General features: G+C 44.4%; 15 protein-coding genes and 1 pseudogene. 5 read left to right on the top strand and 11 right to left on the bottom strand.

Going from position 1 to position 17,073, the window contains the following annotated elements; genetic code table 11:
• Both T472_RS01595 and T472_RS01590 read left to right on the top strand, forming a co-directional pair.
• Window positions 1–232: pseudogene (locus T472_RS01595) on the top strand (acetyl-CoA C-acyltransferase); the annotation flags it as partial.
• A 55-nt stretch (window positions 233–287) separates the two neighbouring features.
• On the top strand, window positions 288–959 hold the full coding sequence (locus tag T472_RS01590) for an aspartate/glutamate racemase family protein (protein ID WP_023387770.1): 672 nt from the start codon (window positions 288–290) through the stop codon (window positions 957–959).
• Window positions 960–1,135: 176 nt separating this feature from the next.
• Here T472_RS01590 and T472_RS01585 read toward each other — a convergent pair whose 3' ends face one another.
• Window positions 1,136–2,398: an ATP-binding protein gene (locus tag T472_RS01585; RefSeq protein WP_023387769.1), complete on the bottom strand. Its 1,263-nt coding sequence runs from the start codon at window positions 2,396–2,398 to the stop codon at window positions 1,136–1,138.
• 341 nt (window positions 2,399–2,739) lie between these two features.
• On the opposite strand from T472_RS01585, the gene T472_RS01580 reads away from it, so the two are divergent.
• Window positions 2,740–4,026 carry a DUF4317 domain-containing protein gene (locus T472_RS01580; protein WP_023387510.1) on the top strand — a complete coding sequence of 429 codons (1,287 nt, stop codon included), beginning with the start codon at window positions 2,740–2,742 and terminating at the stop codon, window positions 4,024–4,026.
• Window positions 4,027–4,097: 71 nt separating this feature from the next.
• Here T472_RS01580 and T472_RS01575 read toward each other — a convergent pair whose 3' ends face one another.
• The 10 genes from T472_RS01575 to T472_RS01530 all read right to left on the bottom strand — a co-directional run bounded on the left by T472_RS01575 (window position 4,098) and on the right by T472_RS01530 (window position 15,783).
• Complete coding sequence (locus T472_RS01575; protein WP_023387511.1) at window positions 4,098–4,985, bottom strand: DMT family transporter; 888 nt, start codon at window positions 4,983–4,985, stop codon at window positions 4,098–4,100.
• A 71-nt stretch (window positions 4,986–5,056) separates the two neighbouring features.
• On the bottom strand, window positions 5,057–6,529 hold the full coding sequence (locus T472_RS01570; RefSeq protein WP_023863244.1) for a glycoside hydrolase family 1 protein: 1,473 nt from the start codon (window positions 6,527–6,529) through the stop codon (window positions 5,057–5,059).
• A 139-nt stretch (window positions 6,530–6,668) separates the two neighbouring features.
• A complete protein-coding gene (locus tag T472_RS01565) occupies window positions 6,669–8,507 on the bottom strand; it encodes a beta-glucoside-specific PTS transporter subunit IIABC (protein WP_023385336.1) in 1,839 nt (612 codons plus the stop codon).
• 139 nt (window positions 8,508–8,646) lie between these two features.
• Window positions 8,647–9,462 (bottom strand): MurR/RpiR family transcriptional regulator, encoded by an 816-nt coding sequence (locus T472_RS01560; RefSeq protein ID WP_023385334.1) that lies wholly within the window; start codon window positions 9,460–9,462, stop codon window positions 8,647–8,649.
• A gap of 156 nt (window positions 9,463–9,618) precedes the next feature.
• The gene (locus T472_RS01555; protein WP_023385332.1) at window positions 9,619–10,380 is read right to left on the bottom strand and encodes an aminotransferase class IV; all 762 of its coding nucleotides are present in this window, start codon (window positions 10,378–10,380) and stop codon (window positions 9,619–9,621) included.
• Entirely contained in the window at window positions 10,377–11,744 is a 1,368-nt protein-coding gene (gene pabB, locus T472_RS01550) for an aminodeoxychorismate synthase component I (RefSeq protein WP_040906294.1), read from the bottom strand. Before pabB ends, T472_RS01555 begins: the two co-directional genes overlap by 4 nt.
• Complete coding sequence (locus tag T472_RS01545) at window positions 11,728–12,333, bottom strand: anthranilate synthase component II (protein ID WP_040906293.1); 606 nt, start codon at window positions 12,331–12,333, stop codon at window positions 11,728–11,730. Before T472_RS01545 ends, pabB begins: the two co-directional genes overlap by 17 nt.
• A 274-nt stretch (window positions 12,334–12,607) precedes the next feature.
• The gene (locus T472_RS01540) at window positions 12,608–13,897 is read right to left on the bottom strand and encodes a 2-hydroxycarboxylate transporter family protein (protein WP_023863243.1); all 1,290 of its coding nucleotides are present in this window, start codon (window positions 13,895–13,897) and stop codon (window positions 12,608–12,610) included.
• A 108-nt stretch (window positions 13,898–14,005) separates the two neighbouring features.
• On the bottom strand, window positions 14,006–14,518 hold the full coding sequence (locus T472_RS01535) for a LeuD/DmdB family oxidoreductase small subunit (protein WP_023385326.1): 513 nt from the start codon (window positions 14,516–14,518) through the stop codon (window positions 14,006–14,008).
• Window positions 14,515–15,783, bottom strand: a complete 1,269-nt coding sequence (locus tag T472_RS01530; RefSeq protein WP_023385323.1) for a 3-isopropylmalate dehydratase large subunit — start codon at window positions 15,781–15,783, stop codon at window positions 14,515–14,517. The genes T472_RS01535 and T472_RS01530 overlap by 4 nt, the downstream gene beginning before the upstream one ends.
• Window positions 15,784–15,995: 212 nt before the next feature.
• Here T472_RS01530 and T472_RS01525 point away from each other — a divergent pair, with 212 nt between their 5' ends.
• Both T472_RS01525 and T472_RS19170 read left to right on the top strand, forming a co-directional pair.
• Window positions 15,996–16,676 carry a GntR family transcriptional regulator gene (locus T472_RS01525; protein WP_023385321.1) on the top strand — a complete coding sequence of 227 codons (681 nt, stop codon included), beginning with the start codon at window positions 15,996–15,998 and terminating at the stop codon, window positions 16,674–16,676.
• A gap of 252 nt (window positions 16,677–16,928) precedes the next feature.
• The coding region (locus T472_RS19170; RefSeq protein ID WP_152975099.1) for an ATP-binding protein at window positions 16,929–17,073 on the top strand (145 nt) is incomplete at its 3' end.

Raw genomic sequence — 17,073 nt, 5'->3', positions numbered from 1 at the left:
CGAGGCGTTCGCAGCGCAGAGCCTTGCTGTGCTCAGGGAGCTTGACTTCGACATTGACAGGGTGAACGCAAATGGCGGGGGAATAGCCCTTGGTCATCCTACTGGAGCTACGGGTTCTGTACTTATCACAAAGCTCATATATGCAATGAAGAAGCGCAATGTGGAAGCAGGCCTTGTCACACTCTGTATCGGCGGAGGCCAGGGCATGTCCATTGCCATTGAAAACATATAGTGAAAATGCTCCTGAAGAGAAAACATTATTAGCATTAGCTTAGCTGGAGGATCTTATGAAAAGGAAAATCGCAGTGATTGACGCAACCAGGGTTTCGCTGGCGCCGGTAGACAATACTGTGGCGGCACTATACCCGGAGCTTGAAGTGATACACCTCATGGATGAGGGCATGTCCATGCTTGCAAAGGAAGAGGGCAGGATATCAGGGGCTAACCTATCCAGGATGGTTTCACTCATAAACAGGGCTGAAAGTCTCGGGGTAGATGGGATACTCCTCTCATGCACCATTTTTTCCCCGTACATTGATCTCCTCAGGTCATTTGCTGATATTCCCATAGTTGCAGCTGATGTTGCGATGTTTGAGAAGGCAGCTACGGACTATGGCAAGATAGGTGTAGTGATCACCTTCCAGCCTACAGTAAAGAGCGTGTCAGCGGTACTTGAGAAATGCAGGGATAAGGGATTGGAATTCAATGCTGAGATAAGGGTAGCTGAAGGGGCATTCTCTGCACTTGCAGGAGGAAATGAAGACGAGCACAACAGGCTTGTCTCTGAATGCGCAAGAAGCCTTTCTGAAACCTGTGATGCAGTGATCCTGGCACAGATGTCCCATATGCGCGTCATGCCATTGCTTTCTGACCTAAAGGTTCCAGTTCTGACCAGTCCGCCTGTAAGCCTGAGGGTACTTATGGATAAGATAGAAGAGAGAGAACCTAGTCAGAATTGACGGGAATAACAGGATACAGCGGAAAAGAGAGTATTGAAAATATCAGGAATTTTAACAAAACCCGTAACAAGCTTTCAAAATTTGCTTGCTAAGGGTTTTGTTTAATTGGCGGATAAAGTGGGATCTTGAAAAGCCGATAATGTTCTGTGCGGTGCCAGATTACCCGGGAAGATGTATTATGGCCTAAGGCATCCTATTGGAATTACATATACACCATCATCTCTTTGGTAAGCGAATTCTCCACCAGTAAGTACCATGCAGAAGCTTGGCAACTTCATTTTATTTTCTTCAATCAGTCCGTTCAGTTTCAATAAATGAGATACACCCTCTTCAACTTCCTTGCTACCTAACTTAACTTCGATCAATCCGTATCTTCCATCCCTTAAATGGAGTACTATATCACACTCCAGCCCGTACCTGTCGTGATAATATGATATACGGCCGCCTAAAGCTGATGAGTATACCGAGAGGTCACGCATGCATAGACTCTCAAAGAAGAAGCCAAATGTATCCAAATCATCAAGGAGCTGATCGGGTCCCAAGCCAAGAGAAGCTGCCGCAATAGAAGGATCACTAAACCCCTTCTTGTTTGCAGATCTCATAGCAGTAGCTGAGCGTATCGCAGGATTCCATGCAGGTAACTCTTGAATGACATAGAGCTGTTTCAGAGCTGAAATATATTTGTACATGGTAGTTTCATTGATTCCAATATCGTTTTGCCTAATATCTTTAAGTATTGAACTATTGGTTGCCAATGTTGATATGTTTCTAGAATAAGATCGAAGAAGAGATCGCACCCGATCGGGATTCTTAGAGCTTCCATCAACACTGCTGGCATCTGTATTGCAAATGGCATCCACATATGATTGAGCGATGAGAAGAGCAGCACTCCTTTTTTTACTGATAGCTGCAGGCCATCCGCCCCGGCAAATTGCAAATGCCAAATCCTCTACGCTTAGGCTGCTTATCCCGTCATGCAGCTTTTCTTTATTAAACAGCGCTGCAAGGGATACACTGCCATTTGATTCCCGGGATTCAAACAATGACATTGTGGACATGTTCAGCTGAGCAATTCGGCCGGTACCTGAGTGCATTATTGAATCGTCATTGACTATTGTTGATCCTGTCAAAATGAATTGACCTTCCTTACCACGTAAATCAACTGCATTTCGCACAGCATCCCAAAGGTTTGGTGCCACTTGCCACTCATCTATCAGTCTGGGAGTCTTGCCCTCAAGAAGACGTGATGGCATAAAATTGGCCATCTGAAGATAAGAAGCCGAGTTATCAGGGTCCTGCAGTTTTATAACACTGTTTGAGTGTTGTTCTGCTGTGGTAGTCTTGCCACACCATTTGGGTCCTTTGATAAGAACCGCTCCGAAAGCTTCAAGATAGTCACCAAGAATTTTATCCAGAATACGAGGATAATATTCATTCATAAAATCACCTCTCGATTCAATATTACCATTATAAAAACTACAAAGTAAGAGATTTGTGGCAATTCGGTAAAGGAAATTGTGGTAAAACGGTAAAGAGATTTGCGCTAAAATGGTAAGGAGATTTGTGCTAAAACGGTAAAGAGATTTGTGCTAAAACGGTAAAGAGATTTGCGGTGAATCTTTAAGGAGATTTATATACGGAGGATATTAATTATGTGCTGGTATGGTCGAAAAGCAGGAGTTGGTTCCAATACTCACGGAAATTAATTTTGGGTCATAAATCGAATAATGGTGGTATAATTTATTGGTCAAAAAGAATGAATTGAAACTGAGGAGCAAGTATGAACAAGAAAGATATATTGGAGCTTAAAAGAAGGCTTAAGAAGGATTACTGCACATTCAGCAAGGTTTGCGGATGCTATGTCAATGGAGAGAAGAACATCATTCTCAAATTCAGGGAGAATTTCCTGAACCTTGAGGAGGCTGAGTACCATAAGTACCTGGATATCTCAAATAAGGTGCTTTCAGGCACTGTTGGAAACAATCTGCTTGAGCTTAATTTTCCAATCAGCGGAGGAAGCTCCAATGAGAGGCAGATTTCACTGATGCAGCTGAAGAACAGCCAGCTCAAGGATGATGACCTCCTTGATGAGTTCTACCAGCTTGTCATTGATAACTACGAGTATACAGGCAACTTCATAATACTAATCTACCATGACAGGTATGATGTCATGACAAGGACCAAGGACAACATCAAGCTCGATGAGTCCGAGGAGACTTTTGAATATGTACTTTGTGCGATTTGTCCGGTCACACTTACTGATCCGGGGCTCAGCTATTCTGACGCTGAAAACAGGATTGTGGCGCGCCACAGGGATTGGGTTGTGGATGTACCGACAAATGGCTTCCTGTTTCCCGCATTCATAGACAGAAGCTCGGATGTGAACTCTGTTATCTACTACACGAAAAATGCCAAGGACCCGCATCCTGAAATAATGGAGACTGTGCTTGGATGCCCTGAAAAGCAGACTACAGCCATTATAAAGGATTCTTTCCATGCGATGGTGGTTGATGCCTTCGGTCATGATGAGGAAAAGGGTGCTTTGGTGTACCTGGAGCTTCAGGAAAACATAAATGCCATGGTTGAGGAGTTCGATGCGAACTACGGAGACACTGACGCAGATCCGATTACCCTGACTGCCAAGGATATCCAGGAACTTCTGGCGGATAGTGGAGTATCTGAGGAAATCGCTGAAGAGCTTGAAAAGGCATTCGCTGAGTATTTCGAGGATGGATTCCCTTTGGCGGAGACCCTGATTGATAATAAAGCCCTCAAGGAAAATGAGCAGAGGAAGAAGGAGGGCAGGCTCATCAAGCAGGTGGAGACCCTTCAGGGCAAGCTTGAGGAAATGAAGCAGATGACTGAAGAAGTGGAAAAGTCAGAAGACGGCGGACAGGCTGAGACTGTCCAGGATGCTGCTATTTCTGAGTTTGACATTGTGCTTCATGTTAACCCTGATAAGGTACCATATATCAAGGCTAAGGTGATTGATGGGCAGAGATGCATAGTTATCCCTGTCAATGATGAGGAGCAGGCTACAGTCAATGGAAAGACTGGCCTGATATAGGAAAAAGGAGATGCAGATTGATATCCGGTTGGATTTCAATCTGCATTATTTATGTATCGGTAATTAGTCTGTCATTTATCGGACAGCCGTATCGAATCTAGCGTATCATCCCTTCTTCTTGAGCTTCTGTTGACGGTCCATATTCCAAGTAGCACAAGGCTGACACCGGCAATCGTCGTAGCCTGAAGCTTCTCATTAAGGAATATTGAGCTTGATATTATACCGATTATTGGAACAAGGAGCAGGGGGATTGACGCCTTGCTTGCTTCTACCTTGGTAAGGATTAACGACCAAAGGCTAAACGCCAGTGCAGATGCAAGGACACCTGAGTACAATATGTAGACGACTGATATTCCATTCCAGGCGGAGTTGCCGCTTTCGAAAAGGAAGGAGAAAAGAAAAAGTGCAGCAGTACCTGAAATCATCTGCCATGAAGTGAACTGCAGCTTGTCACAGTCCTTTAGCTTCGTCTTGATTATGAGGTTAGAAAGCGCCCAGGCTATTGCCGATGTCAATGCAAGCATCAGCGACCATAGCTTCGCATCAGGGCTGTTTATGTTCAGGGCAAGGAACAGACCTGCAAGACCAAGACAGATGCCAATCGTTTTTCTTAATGACAGACGCTCTCCTGGTATGAAGAAATGCGCCAGCACCGAGAAAAACAGAGGCATGCTGTAGGTAAGTACCGATACAAGGCCTGCGCTTGTGTGGAGTAATGAAACCTGGATCGCTACATTGAAGTAAGTGGTTTGCAGAAGTCCGCAGAGCATATACCATCTCAGGTTCTGCCTGCTAGGCAAGGGGACTTTCTTGAAATATGAGTAGGTAAAAAGCGCAATTGAACCTACAAGGAACCTGTATGAGGCAAACAGGACTGGCGGGAACACACCGTTTGCCGATTTCATTATTACGAAATTGAATCCCCATATCAGGCACAAAGAAAATATAGTGATATTCATATAAATCTATCCTTTGTTATATTCGGTTAGAAATTGTGACATAACCACAAAAAATGATTATGTCACTGATACTATTCGAGGTCGCTACCATTTGTTTTGATAACCTTCTTATACCATTCAAAGCTCTTTTTCCTGAGCCTTCTGTATGTTCCATTCCCGAGGTCGTCGGCATCCACGTAAATGAAGCCGTAGCGCTTGCTCATCTGTGATGTTGATGCGCTGACAATGTCGATGCATGCCCATGAGGTATACCCCATGCATTCTACTCCCTCTTCTATTGCATTTGCTATCTCTTCAAAATGACTCCTGAAGTAGTCGATGCGGTAATCATCGATTATCGTTCCGTCTTCCTCCAGCTTGTCAAACGAGCCTATGCCATTCTCAACTATCCATAGCGGTTTGCGGTACCTGTCATACAAATCGATGAGGGATACTCGCAGTCCTTTGGGATCTACCTGCCAACCCCAGTCACTTATTGGAAGATATGGATTCTTGACTCCTGTGATGAGGTTTCCGCCCACCTTTTCCCTTTGTTCTGCATTGATGCTTTGCACCATGGACATGTAGTAGCTGAAGGATATGAAGTCAACGGTATATTGCTTCAGTATAGCTTCATCCCCTTCCTCCATTCTTATGTCCATTTTGTTCTTCCTGAAGTACTGGAGGAGATGTCTTGGGTATTCTCCAAGAACCTGAACATCCGTATAGACATTGTTGTTCCTGTTGTCCCTTTGAGCAAGTATTATGTCATCCGGATTGCAGCTTTCAGGATAAGTAAGTGTCTTTGTAACCATGCATCCGATCTGCGAGCCTGGAATTACCTGATGGCAGTATCTGGTAGCAAGGGCGCTTGCCACGAACTGATGATGCAGTGCCTGGTAGATAGCTGTTTCTGCCTCTTTCTTATCTGAATATTTCTCTTCAACGACACCAACGGTCGTGAAAGGGTGTCTGAAGACACTGTCAATCTCATTGAAGGTCAGCCAGTAACGAACAAGCCCCTTGTATCTTTCGAAGCATACTCTGGCGTATCTCACGAACATATCAACAACTTCCCTTGATACCCATCCATCATAATTATTTACTAGATACAGAGGCATCTCGTAATGGGACAGGGTGACGAGGGGTTCAATGTCGTTCTTCCTTAGTTCGGTGAAAAGGTCCTCGTAGAACTGGAGCCCCTTCTCATTTGGCGATTCCTCTATTCCATTGGGGAAAATGCGTGTCCAGGCTATGGACAAGCGGAGCGTCCTGAAGCCCAATTCCTTGAACAGGGCGATATCTTCTTTGTATTTGTGGTAAAAATCTATTCCCCTGCGTTTTGGGAACATTGCATCATCATCTGCATTCATGGCATTTTCGATATCCTCCGGACCTACATGCCATTGCTTCACATAGTCCTTTATATCTATGTCAGGTTTATACATCGCTACATCTGCAACGGACATTCCTTTTCCATCAATGTTCCAAGCCCCTTCAGCCTGACTTGCGGCAATAGCTCCACCCCAAAAGAAACCTTCTGGGAACCTAGCTTGATTTTTCATATGTTTCCTCCCGAAATATGGTCGTATACTGATACAACTGTATATGATGTGTAGCTTGAATCTGATATTTCCTCTTTCCCTGATTCGGAACTGCTTTTGTGCATGGTGCCCATGGACGGACACCATGCAAATTCCTATCCTATATCAAGTTAAGCCTGATGACCCTTTCCGAGCTCTTTACGAATCTGTACTCCTCAACTGAGACATTTTCATAATCCTTGCTGTTGGTAACCACCATCATGGTTGTTATATCGTAGCCCTTGTTTTTTATAGCTTCCAGGTCAAATCTGATAAGCTCCTGTCCCTTGACCACTTTTTCGCCCTGTTTGACCAGTAGCTTGAAATATTCCCCATTAAGTTCAACGGTATTGATCCCCACGTGGATCAGTATTTCCACATTTCCGGATGATCTGATTCCTATCGCATGACCTGTTGGGAATGCTGCCTCGATAGTTCCTTCGACAGGAGCAGTTATTACTCCCTTTGAAGGTATTATTGCCACACCATCACCCATGCTCTTGCCAGAAAATACAGGGTCGTTGACTTGCTCGATATTTATCATCTCGCCTTCGACACAGGCTCCGACTTCCAGATTGCTTTCAGAGGCATTTTCTGAAGCTTCCTCGGTGAAACCCATGAAGTAGGTTAGGGCAGCTGAGATTGCAAATGCCATGGTGATTCCGATTATATAGATCTTGAAGGTCTCACCAAAAAATGCGGGAAGGGTTGTAAGTGCAGGGAATACGTAAACTATAGCTTTGGTCTGGAACATTCCCATGAAAGCTCCTGCTATTCCTCCTGCGATTGCAGAAGCGATGAGTGGCTTCCTGAACCTTACGGACAGACCATAAACTATGGGCTCTGTTATTCCGCCAAGGAGCGCAGGGATCATCGATGATGCTGCAAGTGCCTTGGTATCCTTGTTCCTCGATCTTAAGAATACTCCAAGTGCTACACCTGCACTTGCGAAAGTCGCCGCTGCGATCATTGGCCTAATGACATCATAACCAAGGTTAGTAAGGTTGTTGACCATTATAGGAACTACGCCCCAATGTATACCGAGCATGACCAGGTATGTCCAGCCAGCTCCGATAACTAGACCTGCAAGCAATCCGCTCTTTGCACTCAATGTGTTTATGACGAATCCAAGTCCGTTGCCGAGAGTAACACCAATTGGTCCTATTACGATTACTGCGAGCGGCACCATGACGAAAAGCGCTACCATTGACAGGGCGAATATCTCGATGCTCTTTGGTATGAACTTCTTCAGTAGCTTCTCGAAATATGAGTACACCCATATTGTCAGTATCGATGGGATAACTGTTCCTGCATATCCCATAAGCACAACCGGTATTCCGAAGAATGAAACAATATCTCCATTCGCTTTAATGAGTCCTGTAAAATTCGGTTCCATGAGAGCTGCGATAATTGCAAGTGAAATGAATTCGTTAACCTTGAAAGTCTTTGCAGTGCTATATGCCAGGAACAAAGGCAGGAAGTAGAATACGCTGTTGCCTGCCGCACTCAGGATCTTGTAGGAGCTACCTGTCTTGTCCATAAGGCTGTAGGTTGTAAGCACCACGAGTATTGCTTTGATCATTCCTGCTCCGGCAAGGGCGATTATAATAGGGTTGAAGATCGATGCCATGGTATTAAATGCTCTGGTCAATATGTTGCCGGTTGGTTTTTCTTCTGAGCTTCTGTCCTGCGAATCATTCTTGATATTCGGGTACATTTTTATTACAGTGCTGAATACATCTGCAACCTCATTTCCGATAACTACCTGAAACTGACCATTTCCTTCGACAACTGTAAGTACACCTTTGATTTTTGAGATTGACTCCTTATTGGCTTTGGTCAAATCCTTTAGCTTAAACCTTAACCTTGTGACACAGTGGAACAAACTTGCTACATTATCAGCACCACCAACTCCAGTAATGATTTCATTCGCGAGGGTCTCATAGTTCTTCTTAGCCATATTAACCTCCTGATAATTATTTGTTATCGCTTTCATCAGCGTAATGAAATTATAGATTTTACAGGAGATTGCCATTGACTTTTTTCCTCTTGAGAAACTTTGTTGCAAATAAAAGAAAGTGTGATACAATAATCTGTTATCACACTTTCAATTGTTCAATTTTCTTCTTCCTGTATCTCGATGCGATGAAGTCGGTTATCAGCTGAAAAAGTATCGGGTGTGTCTGTATTGATGATGCATGCCTGTAGGTTATGCACAAATCGACATAAGGGTGCTTCTCCATTTCACTATTAGAAGTGATCACAACTATCTTAGCCTTCGTATTCTTGAATACATTCTTCTCGATGTTGCCTGTGGTTATCAGCTGATACTTCTTTATGTAGTTTCCGGAATTGGTGAATATGATAATAAAGGTATCCTTGTCTGCGTTCTTTATGAACTCGTTCTGCTCAACGTCATTGATGTGCGTTATTATGTATTTCTCATTGTACGCAAGCTTCATCTGGAAATCCATTGCTGCGGATTCTGAGAATAGAAGACCGAATGCTGCAACCTTGTCATATTTGACAATGTAATCTACAAGCTGGTCGATCTTTGAAAAGTTAAGGCTCTTCTTCATCAGCATCAGGTCATCGATTATCCTGTCGATATACTCATCCTCAGTGGATTCAAGAAGAAATGACAGGATATTGTCATTGAAATTCAGATTGTTTGAAAGCTTGTCACTTTTATACGAAGATGCAAGCTTCAGTTCAGAGAAGTCTTCAAATCCTATGTGCCTGGCAAACTTTGATATTGTTGATTTCGAGACATAGCACAAATCCGCAATGTCAGATATGGTCATATTCCTTAATGAATTGAAGTTGACAAGCATTATATTTGCAATATGATGGTAGGTCGTATTTTCGCTTCCATTGTTCAGGATGATCAACAGCCTGTTCAACAATTCACCCATGATACACCTCAATGCATTTTTTCTCCAGGATTTAAGAATCAATTTGAATCTAATTTTAACCTCAGGATCAATAGCAACTAATCAACTCTAAAATTATTATCATTCTTGCATACATCATACCTGGTGTCAATCATGATGCCTGGTATCTGAAGTCTATTACTTAGCCTGAGACGAGCATTCCTTTTTGTAGGTTTCCTGAATTTCCCTGATTATCGGGGATTCATCATATTGTCTGCCATTCAGTGCCCTTAGCTTCATGATACCCATGATGCTGTTTGTAAGGAAGGCGCTGTCTGCGGACATGAGGTCTGCTTCAGTGAACCTTCCCTCGATGACGGTGAAGTTGTCGATGACAAATTTCCTTATTATTCCATCGAGCAGGCCGCAATCTAGGGAAGGCGTATAGATCGTGTTCCCTTTTATGAAGAAAATGTTCGATAAGCTGCCTTCAGCAAGGAAGCCCTGGGTATTCAGGAACAGGACTTCATCGAATCCTTCATCTAAGGACTTTTCATGTTCCAATATATTATCCAGGTAGTTAAGGGATTTCAAGTAAACGAGGGGTGAGGTCTCATTTCTCCTGACTGAGCTTACTGAAGCACTGAAGCCTCTCGTATAATGATCTTCGGTATATCTGCTGCTTCTTGTTGTGAACAGGGTGTTCCTTTCGGTGACCATCAGCTTCAATACACTGTCTGTGCATTGGAGCCTTCGGACTGCATCAAGTACCTCATCATTGCTTATTGACTTACCAATCCTGATAGTTTTAAGACCCTTGTTTATCCTGTCCAGATGCTGCTGGAGGAAAAGAGGCCGGTCCTTTACATGCATGGTCTCAAACAGACCTCTTCCAAAGCTAAAACCGCTGTCAAGGTTGATTATCTCGGAATCTTCCAACTTACCGTTCAATAGGATCATGGCGTATCTCCTCCTTGAAGCGCTCTCATCAGTGCCCGGGCCTTGTCCAGCGTCTCATCGTACTCAGCATGCTTTTCAGACTCCCATGTTATGCCGCCGCCAACGCCGAAGTATGCTGTCCCATCCTTCATAAGGATGGTCCTAATTATTATATTGAAGTCAGCATTGCCATCAAAGCCAAAATATCCAAGGCAGCCTGTGTATATGTTTCTTCGTGTGGGCTCCAGCTCTTCGATGACTTCCATTGACCTGACTTTAGGCGCACCGGTGATCGATCCGCCTGGGAAGCAAGTCCTTATGCAGTCTACGGCTGAAAACCCTTCCTTCAGTTCACCAGTAACTGTGGATACCAGATGGAATACAGTGCTGTACTCCTCAAGCTTGAAAAGCTCCGTCACTCTTACTGTATGCGGCTTGCATACCCTGCTAAGGTCATTTCTCTCAAGGTCCACTATCATGAGCAGTTCTGACTTGTCCTTCTCACTGTTTATAAGCTCCTGCCTGTTCAGGGAGTCTTCGATCTCATTCCTTCCCCTTGGTCTCGTGCCTTTTATAGGCCTTGTTTCAACCATGTTGTCCTGAACCTTAAGGAACCTCTCCGGTGATGAGGAAACTATGCTGAAGCCTTCGAAATTCATGAAGGCTGAAAATGGTGCCGGATTGATGCGTCTGAGGTACCTGTAAACCTCATATGGTTCCTTTTCTGTTTCGCATCGGAACCTCTGGGTGAGATTCGTTATGTAGACATCCCCTGACCTTATATAGGCCCTGACCTTTTCAACCCTGTCCAAATACTCAGGCTTGCTCAGGTTCGGTATGAACTCAGCTTTTTTTGCTATTGGCTCGGAAGTGGTCTGCCTTACGCCACTTGAGATTGATTCTTTCAGGCGCCCTAGGCTGTCCTCCTTTTCAGAGAGCATACCCAAGGCTGTTATATAGGTCTTCTTCTCCAGGTTGTCTGTTATGATTGCGTTGTCATAGAAATAGAAATAGCAGTCTGGTGTCTTTACCTCTTCTGCTGCCGTAGCAGGGATCTTCTCCAGTATCCTTCCGAAGTCATAGGAGAAGTATCCCATGGCCCCGGCAATATAGGGAAGGCTTGTCTCATTATCTACTTTGCAGCTGCTGAGCAGTTTTTTAAGCACATCCAGCGGATCTCCGGCAACCTTGCTGCCGTCAACGAAGCAGCTGCCTTCTTCATACTTGAAGATAGTGAACGGGTTTATTCCAATGAAAGAATATCTTCCGACAGGGTCGACTTTCATGCTGCTCTCAAGCAGGGTGACTGTCCTGTCATCCCTGAAGATTGAGTGTATGTCGAAGGCATCGAGGTCTGTAGCTATTTCTTCAATCAATGGTCTCATTATGACGTCTCCTGTTGAAGCTCTTTGCTTCTTCAATGAAATTCCTGAGCATCTCATGTCCACATTCAGTGAGTTCTGCTTCGGGATGAAACTGCACACCTTCAAGCAGGAATTCCTTATGCCGGATTCCCATGATAACCCCATCTGTGGTTCTGGCAGTGACTTCGAAGCATGTTGGAAGCGAATCCTCATCGACAATAAGTGAATGGTACCTTGTGACCTCAACAGGATTCCTGATGTCAGCAAACATGCCTTTATTGTCATGGACTACACTGGATATTTTACCGTGCATCGGCTCATTTCCACGGATTATACTTGCTCCGAATGAATGGGCTATGCACTGATAGCCCAGGCATATCCCGAGAATCGGAATCCTTCCGCTGAAGCGCTTAATGACCTCAAGGCATATCCCGGCCTGTTCAGGCGACTTGGGACCTGGTGAGATTACAATCGCTTCAGGATCCATCGCTTCAACATCCTCAATATTGAGTTTGTCATTCCTGAAGACCGATACACAAGCATCGAGCTCTTCGAGATACCGTACCAGGTTATAGACGAATGAATCGTAGTTATCTATCATTAGGATCAAAAATAACACTCCCGGTTTATGATTATTATTGTTCTTTCAGTGGCATAAGGCGTTGCTAATTATCTAATAACACTCACTAATTGCGACTGTTATTAGGTAATCCTATTATATATCGACTCACAGAAATTCGAGAGGAATATTATCATAAATTTGGACGAGTCCTTATATCCACTTTTTTTAATTTAAAATGGACTATAGCAAATCATACTTGATTCGCTATAGTCCATTTTCCTGTTGTAATTATTTTATGACATCCATTTGTTCATATAGTGGTTTAGAATACCATCGGTGCCAGAAGTGTTGCCAGGAGTATTATGAATGCTCCGCCAAGCCTTGAGGATATCTGGGCAAATGGCATGAGTTCCATCCTGTGTGCCGCTGTAAGAACCGCAACGTCTCCAGTTCCGCCCATGTTTGCCATGCAAAGTCCAGCTGTAAGGGCTGCTTCTATCGGGTAGAAGCCCATGAGCTTTCCTACTATCATGGTTCCTACTACCGCTCCAAGTACTACAAGGAAGCAGAGGAATATGTAGAGAGGTGTCATTGCTGCAAGTACCTGTCCAAGGTCGGTGTAGGCTATGCCTATTCCCATGAGGAGTGCAGCTGTCCAGTTCTTTGCAACGAAGTTGTACCATACTGCGCAGGCCTTCTCGAACTTCCTTGGAAGAAGGTTAAGTGCCTTTGCAACAGCTACTGATATTATCATCCATGCATAGGAGTGTATGTCGACTCCTGTAGCCTTCTTGAAGAGACTTGCCACGATTACTCCGAATACGAAGAATACGCATGCTATTGCTATTCCTACTCCGTAGTCTGATAGCTCAAGCTTCTCGTTCGGGTCTTCCTTATCATGAAGCTCTTCATCTCCGACTTCCATGAGCTTTCCGTTTCCTGTAAGCTCAGGCCTTGCCTTTCCAAGCTTGTCAAGGAGTCCGCCGGCAACTATTGCCATGGCGTTTCCAAGTGCGACTGCAGGTACAAGCTTTGAAAGTATCTGTTCAGCAGGGATTCCCAGCCCGTTTGCAAATACCTGGGATATCGGTACTGCGCCTGCTCCCATTCCGCCTCCCATTATTGGGATCCCGATATAGGCTATTGATTCGCCTGGTGCCTGGCCGAACAGAAGTCCGCCGAGTGCAACGAAGGCAAGTGATACGGCTACTCCGCCGATTATGGTCGGGAAGTATCTCAGTGAAGCCTTTATGAGAAGCTTCTTGTTCATTCCGAGTATGGATCCTGTTATGAGTGCTGCGATGTAGAAATCAAGGAATCCGCCGCCCTTCATGAAGGTGTTTACGTTCTTCACGACAGATTCAGGAAGGATGTTGTAGTAAGCGAGTGCGGCAGATCCGAAGATGATTACGATCGGGCCGCCTCCGAAGAATGTCTTTACGATAGGTGTGTTGTTTCCGATGACGTCAAGCAGAGCTCCGACGATCATCATGAATGCGAACGCACCGATCATTCCTGCAGGCAGGACGTCCATTCCGATGGCTACTAGAAGAATAGCTAATAGTGCGAAGTAGAGAGGTAGATTGATGCCCATGATTTTGTAGTCTTTCATTTTTTCCCTCCAGATAATATATTTGACATTATGTTAACTGAATCAGGTAGTGAAAGTTTGGAACTGGATAAATCATGATCCTTATCGTGTCAGTGTATCCTGAATATGCTATTTGCCAGAAAGTTCCTTCATGCGCTTGAGGTACATCGGCTTGATGCCGCCTGCATTGAGTATGTTCAAAGCATGGTCGCCTATCTTTTCGCCCTGGAGCAGTTCTCCTGTTGAAACTATAAGCACTGTACAGTCCGCTACGTTCACTTCTATCTCATCGCCATCCTTAAGCTTCTTGCTAAGGTCCTTGCAGATGACAAGTGGAAGTCCGAGATTGATTGCATTGCGGTAGAATATCCTGGCAAATGAGTCTGCAAGGACTATGCTTGCCCCCATGTTTAGAAGTGCGATGGGAGCGTGCTCCCTGCTTGACCCGCAGCCGAAATTGCTTTCTGCCACGACAATGTCACCCTTTTTGAAATTCGGGGCGATTGTCTCATCTATGCCCGCAAAACAATGGCTTCCAATCTCTGCCGGGTCAACTATATCAAGAAACCTTCCGGGATATATCTGGTCAGTATCGATGTTTTTCCCGACTAGAAGAACCTTGCCTCTTATTATGTTGTTCACACTAACCACGCTCCCTTCTTGTCTGATTTTGGCTGTTCAAGGTAGCCTGCAAGGGCTGATGCCGCTACTACTGCCGGAGATGCCAGATAGATCTTTGCATCCCTGTGACCCATGCGTCCTGGGAAGTTCCTGTTTGACGCTGTCACGCATACCTCACCTTCTGCGAGGATTCCCTCATGTGCACCGAGACACGGGCCGCAGCCTGGAGTGGAGATTGTTGCACCTGCATCCATGAAATCAGAGATATATCCTAATTCCATTGCTTTCTTCATGACCTCATTCGATGCCGGAATGACAATGAACCTTACATGCTCTGCGATCCTTTTCCCCCTGACGATATCTGCAGCGGTCTTAAGGTCCTCAAGCCTTCCTCCTGTACAGGTTCCAACTAAGCACTGATCTACCCTGACTCTCTCAACCTCACCTATTGGGAAGACATTGTCCACACTGCTTGGCACGGCAATCTGAGGTGTAAGCGAACTTACATCAAAATAGTGGGACTCGCTGTATTCGAAACCATCATCGGTATGCTGGACTTCAAATGGCCTTACAGCTCTCTGAGTCACATAATCTATGACCTCCTGGTTAGGCTGCATGTATGCGGTCTTTGCTCCCATTTCAACAGCCATATTGCAGATGGTCATTCTTCCGGCAACTCCCAATGAGTCTACGTAGCTGCCAGTGAAGTCAATCGCCTTGTACACGGCGCCATCAGCTTTGATTCTTCCAAGAACTGCCAGGATTACATCCTTAGGCAGGACTCCTTCCTGAGGCTTTCCGTCAAGGCGGACCTCGATAATCTCCGGTACACGGAACCACAGCTCACCTGACAACATGATCGTTGCCATTTCTGTAGCGCCTACGCCTGTTCCTATAGCACCAAACGCTCCATGGGTGGTGGTATGGGAATCTGTAGCAACAACAATCGCTCCGGGATAGATCACTCCTGCTTCCGGCATAACCTGATGGCATACTCCCATGTTCGTATCGAAATGATATTTCAGATTCTGGTCAGCACGGAATTCGCGCATCTCCTTGTGGATCTGTGCTGACTTGATAGTTGGTGCAGGGGCATAATGGTCAAATACAAAAGCAAGGCGTTCATTATCCCATACCCTGTCACCGCCCATTTCCCAGAAGGAATATATTGTCTGGAGATACAGGTCATTCACTTCGGCGAAATCAATCTTAGCGACTACAATTTCTCCCGTTGATACTGACTCTTTCCCGCTGTTCTTTGCAAGTATTTTTTCAATTGCGTGCAATAGTCATCGTCTCCTTTGTGCGTATTCTGTATTTCGTATATTGTATACAATTATATGTTATTTGTGAAAACGATTTTTGTCAATGAAATCTTTGTGATACAGATATTTATTTGATTTTCTTGTCAAAATTTCTATCATTCATTATGTTTTGACAAATAGAATAGAGTTGGCCATAATGAATTTAGTATATTGTATGCAAAATAGGAGACAAAATGAAATCAAATCAGAAGATCCCATCAATACAGATAGTCTCAATTAGGCACCAGGTTGCCTCCACATTAAGGGAGGCGATACTGAGAGGGGAGATCAAGTCAGGGGAAGAGCTTTCTCTGACATCCCTTGCTGAACAAATGGGTGTAAGCAGGACACCGGTACGTGAGGCCCTGCAGATGCTTGAAGCTGAAAAGCTTGTAACACTCAGGATGCATAGAGGTGCAATCGTAAACTCAATTGATGAGCGCTATATACGCAACCATTATGAGATGCAGATATTCATAGAAGGTGCTGCCGCATATCTGGCCGCTTCGAACGGTATGGATGTTACAGAGCTTAAGAAGCTTCATGAAGATTTTCTGAAAAAGGGAGACACCTTTACAAAAGAGGAATACGTGATTTACAATCGCCAGTTCCATAGCATGATCTGGGATGCATCCGAAAATCAGACAATGGTGGAGTACCTTGAGGGTCTCTGGAGCGAAGGGCTTATCAGCAGGCTATTTCCAACCCTGGACTACAAGAAGCAATCCCTTACCGGCCATGGTGAGCTTATAAAATTCATTGAAGAAGGCAATGCTGAAGAGGCCAGAAGGCTTATGGAGAAGCATGCGACAAGGACGATGAACAACATCCTTAACAATTACAGGGATATGATAAAGAAGGACATGAATCTATGAAAAGGGCTGTTCTGAAAGACTGATCAAGGGTCTTCGGGACAGCTTTTTTATTGTGTAGGACTTATCACATGATTTTGGGTGAGAATTATCCAGGATCACCAGATGAAATAAATGCAATTAATGCGTTTAAACGCGCTACATGCGTTTAAATTTCAATAAAAATGCGTAATATGCGTTATTAACGCGCGTTGTGCGTTTAATAATTGAATAAACGCATTTTATGCGTTAAAATGCATTTAGGAGGTGTTTTGAATGATACAAATACCTAAAAAGGAAACATTAATTGTTGAATTTAAGAGCGATAAAAAAAAGTTACCAGATAGTGATTTGGTAGAAGCTGTTATAGGAATGGCCAATACAATGGGTGGTGAACTCTATCTGGGGATAGAAGACAATG

Source organism: Youngiibacter fragilis 232.1, from assembly GCF_000495435.3.
Classification (GTDB): Bacteria; Bacillota; Clostridia; order Clostridiales; family Clostridiaceae; genus Youngiibacter; species Youngiibacter fragilis.
This window is presented reverse-complemented; position numbering and strand designations above follow the sequence as displayed.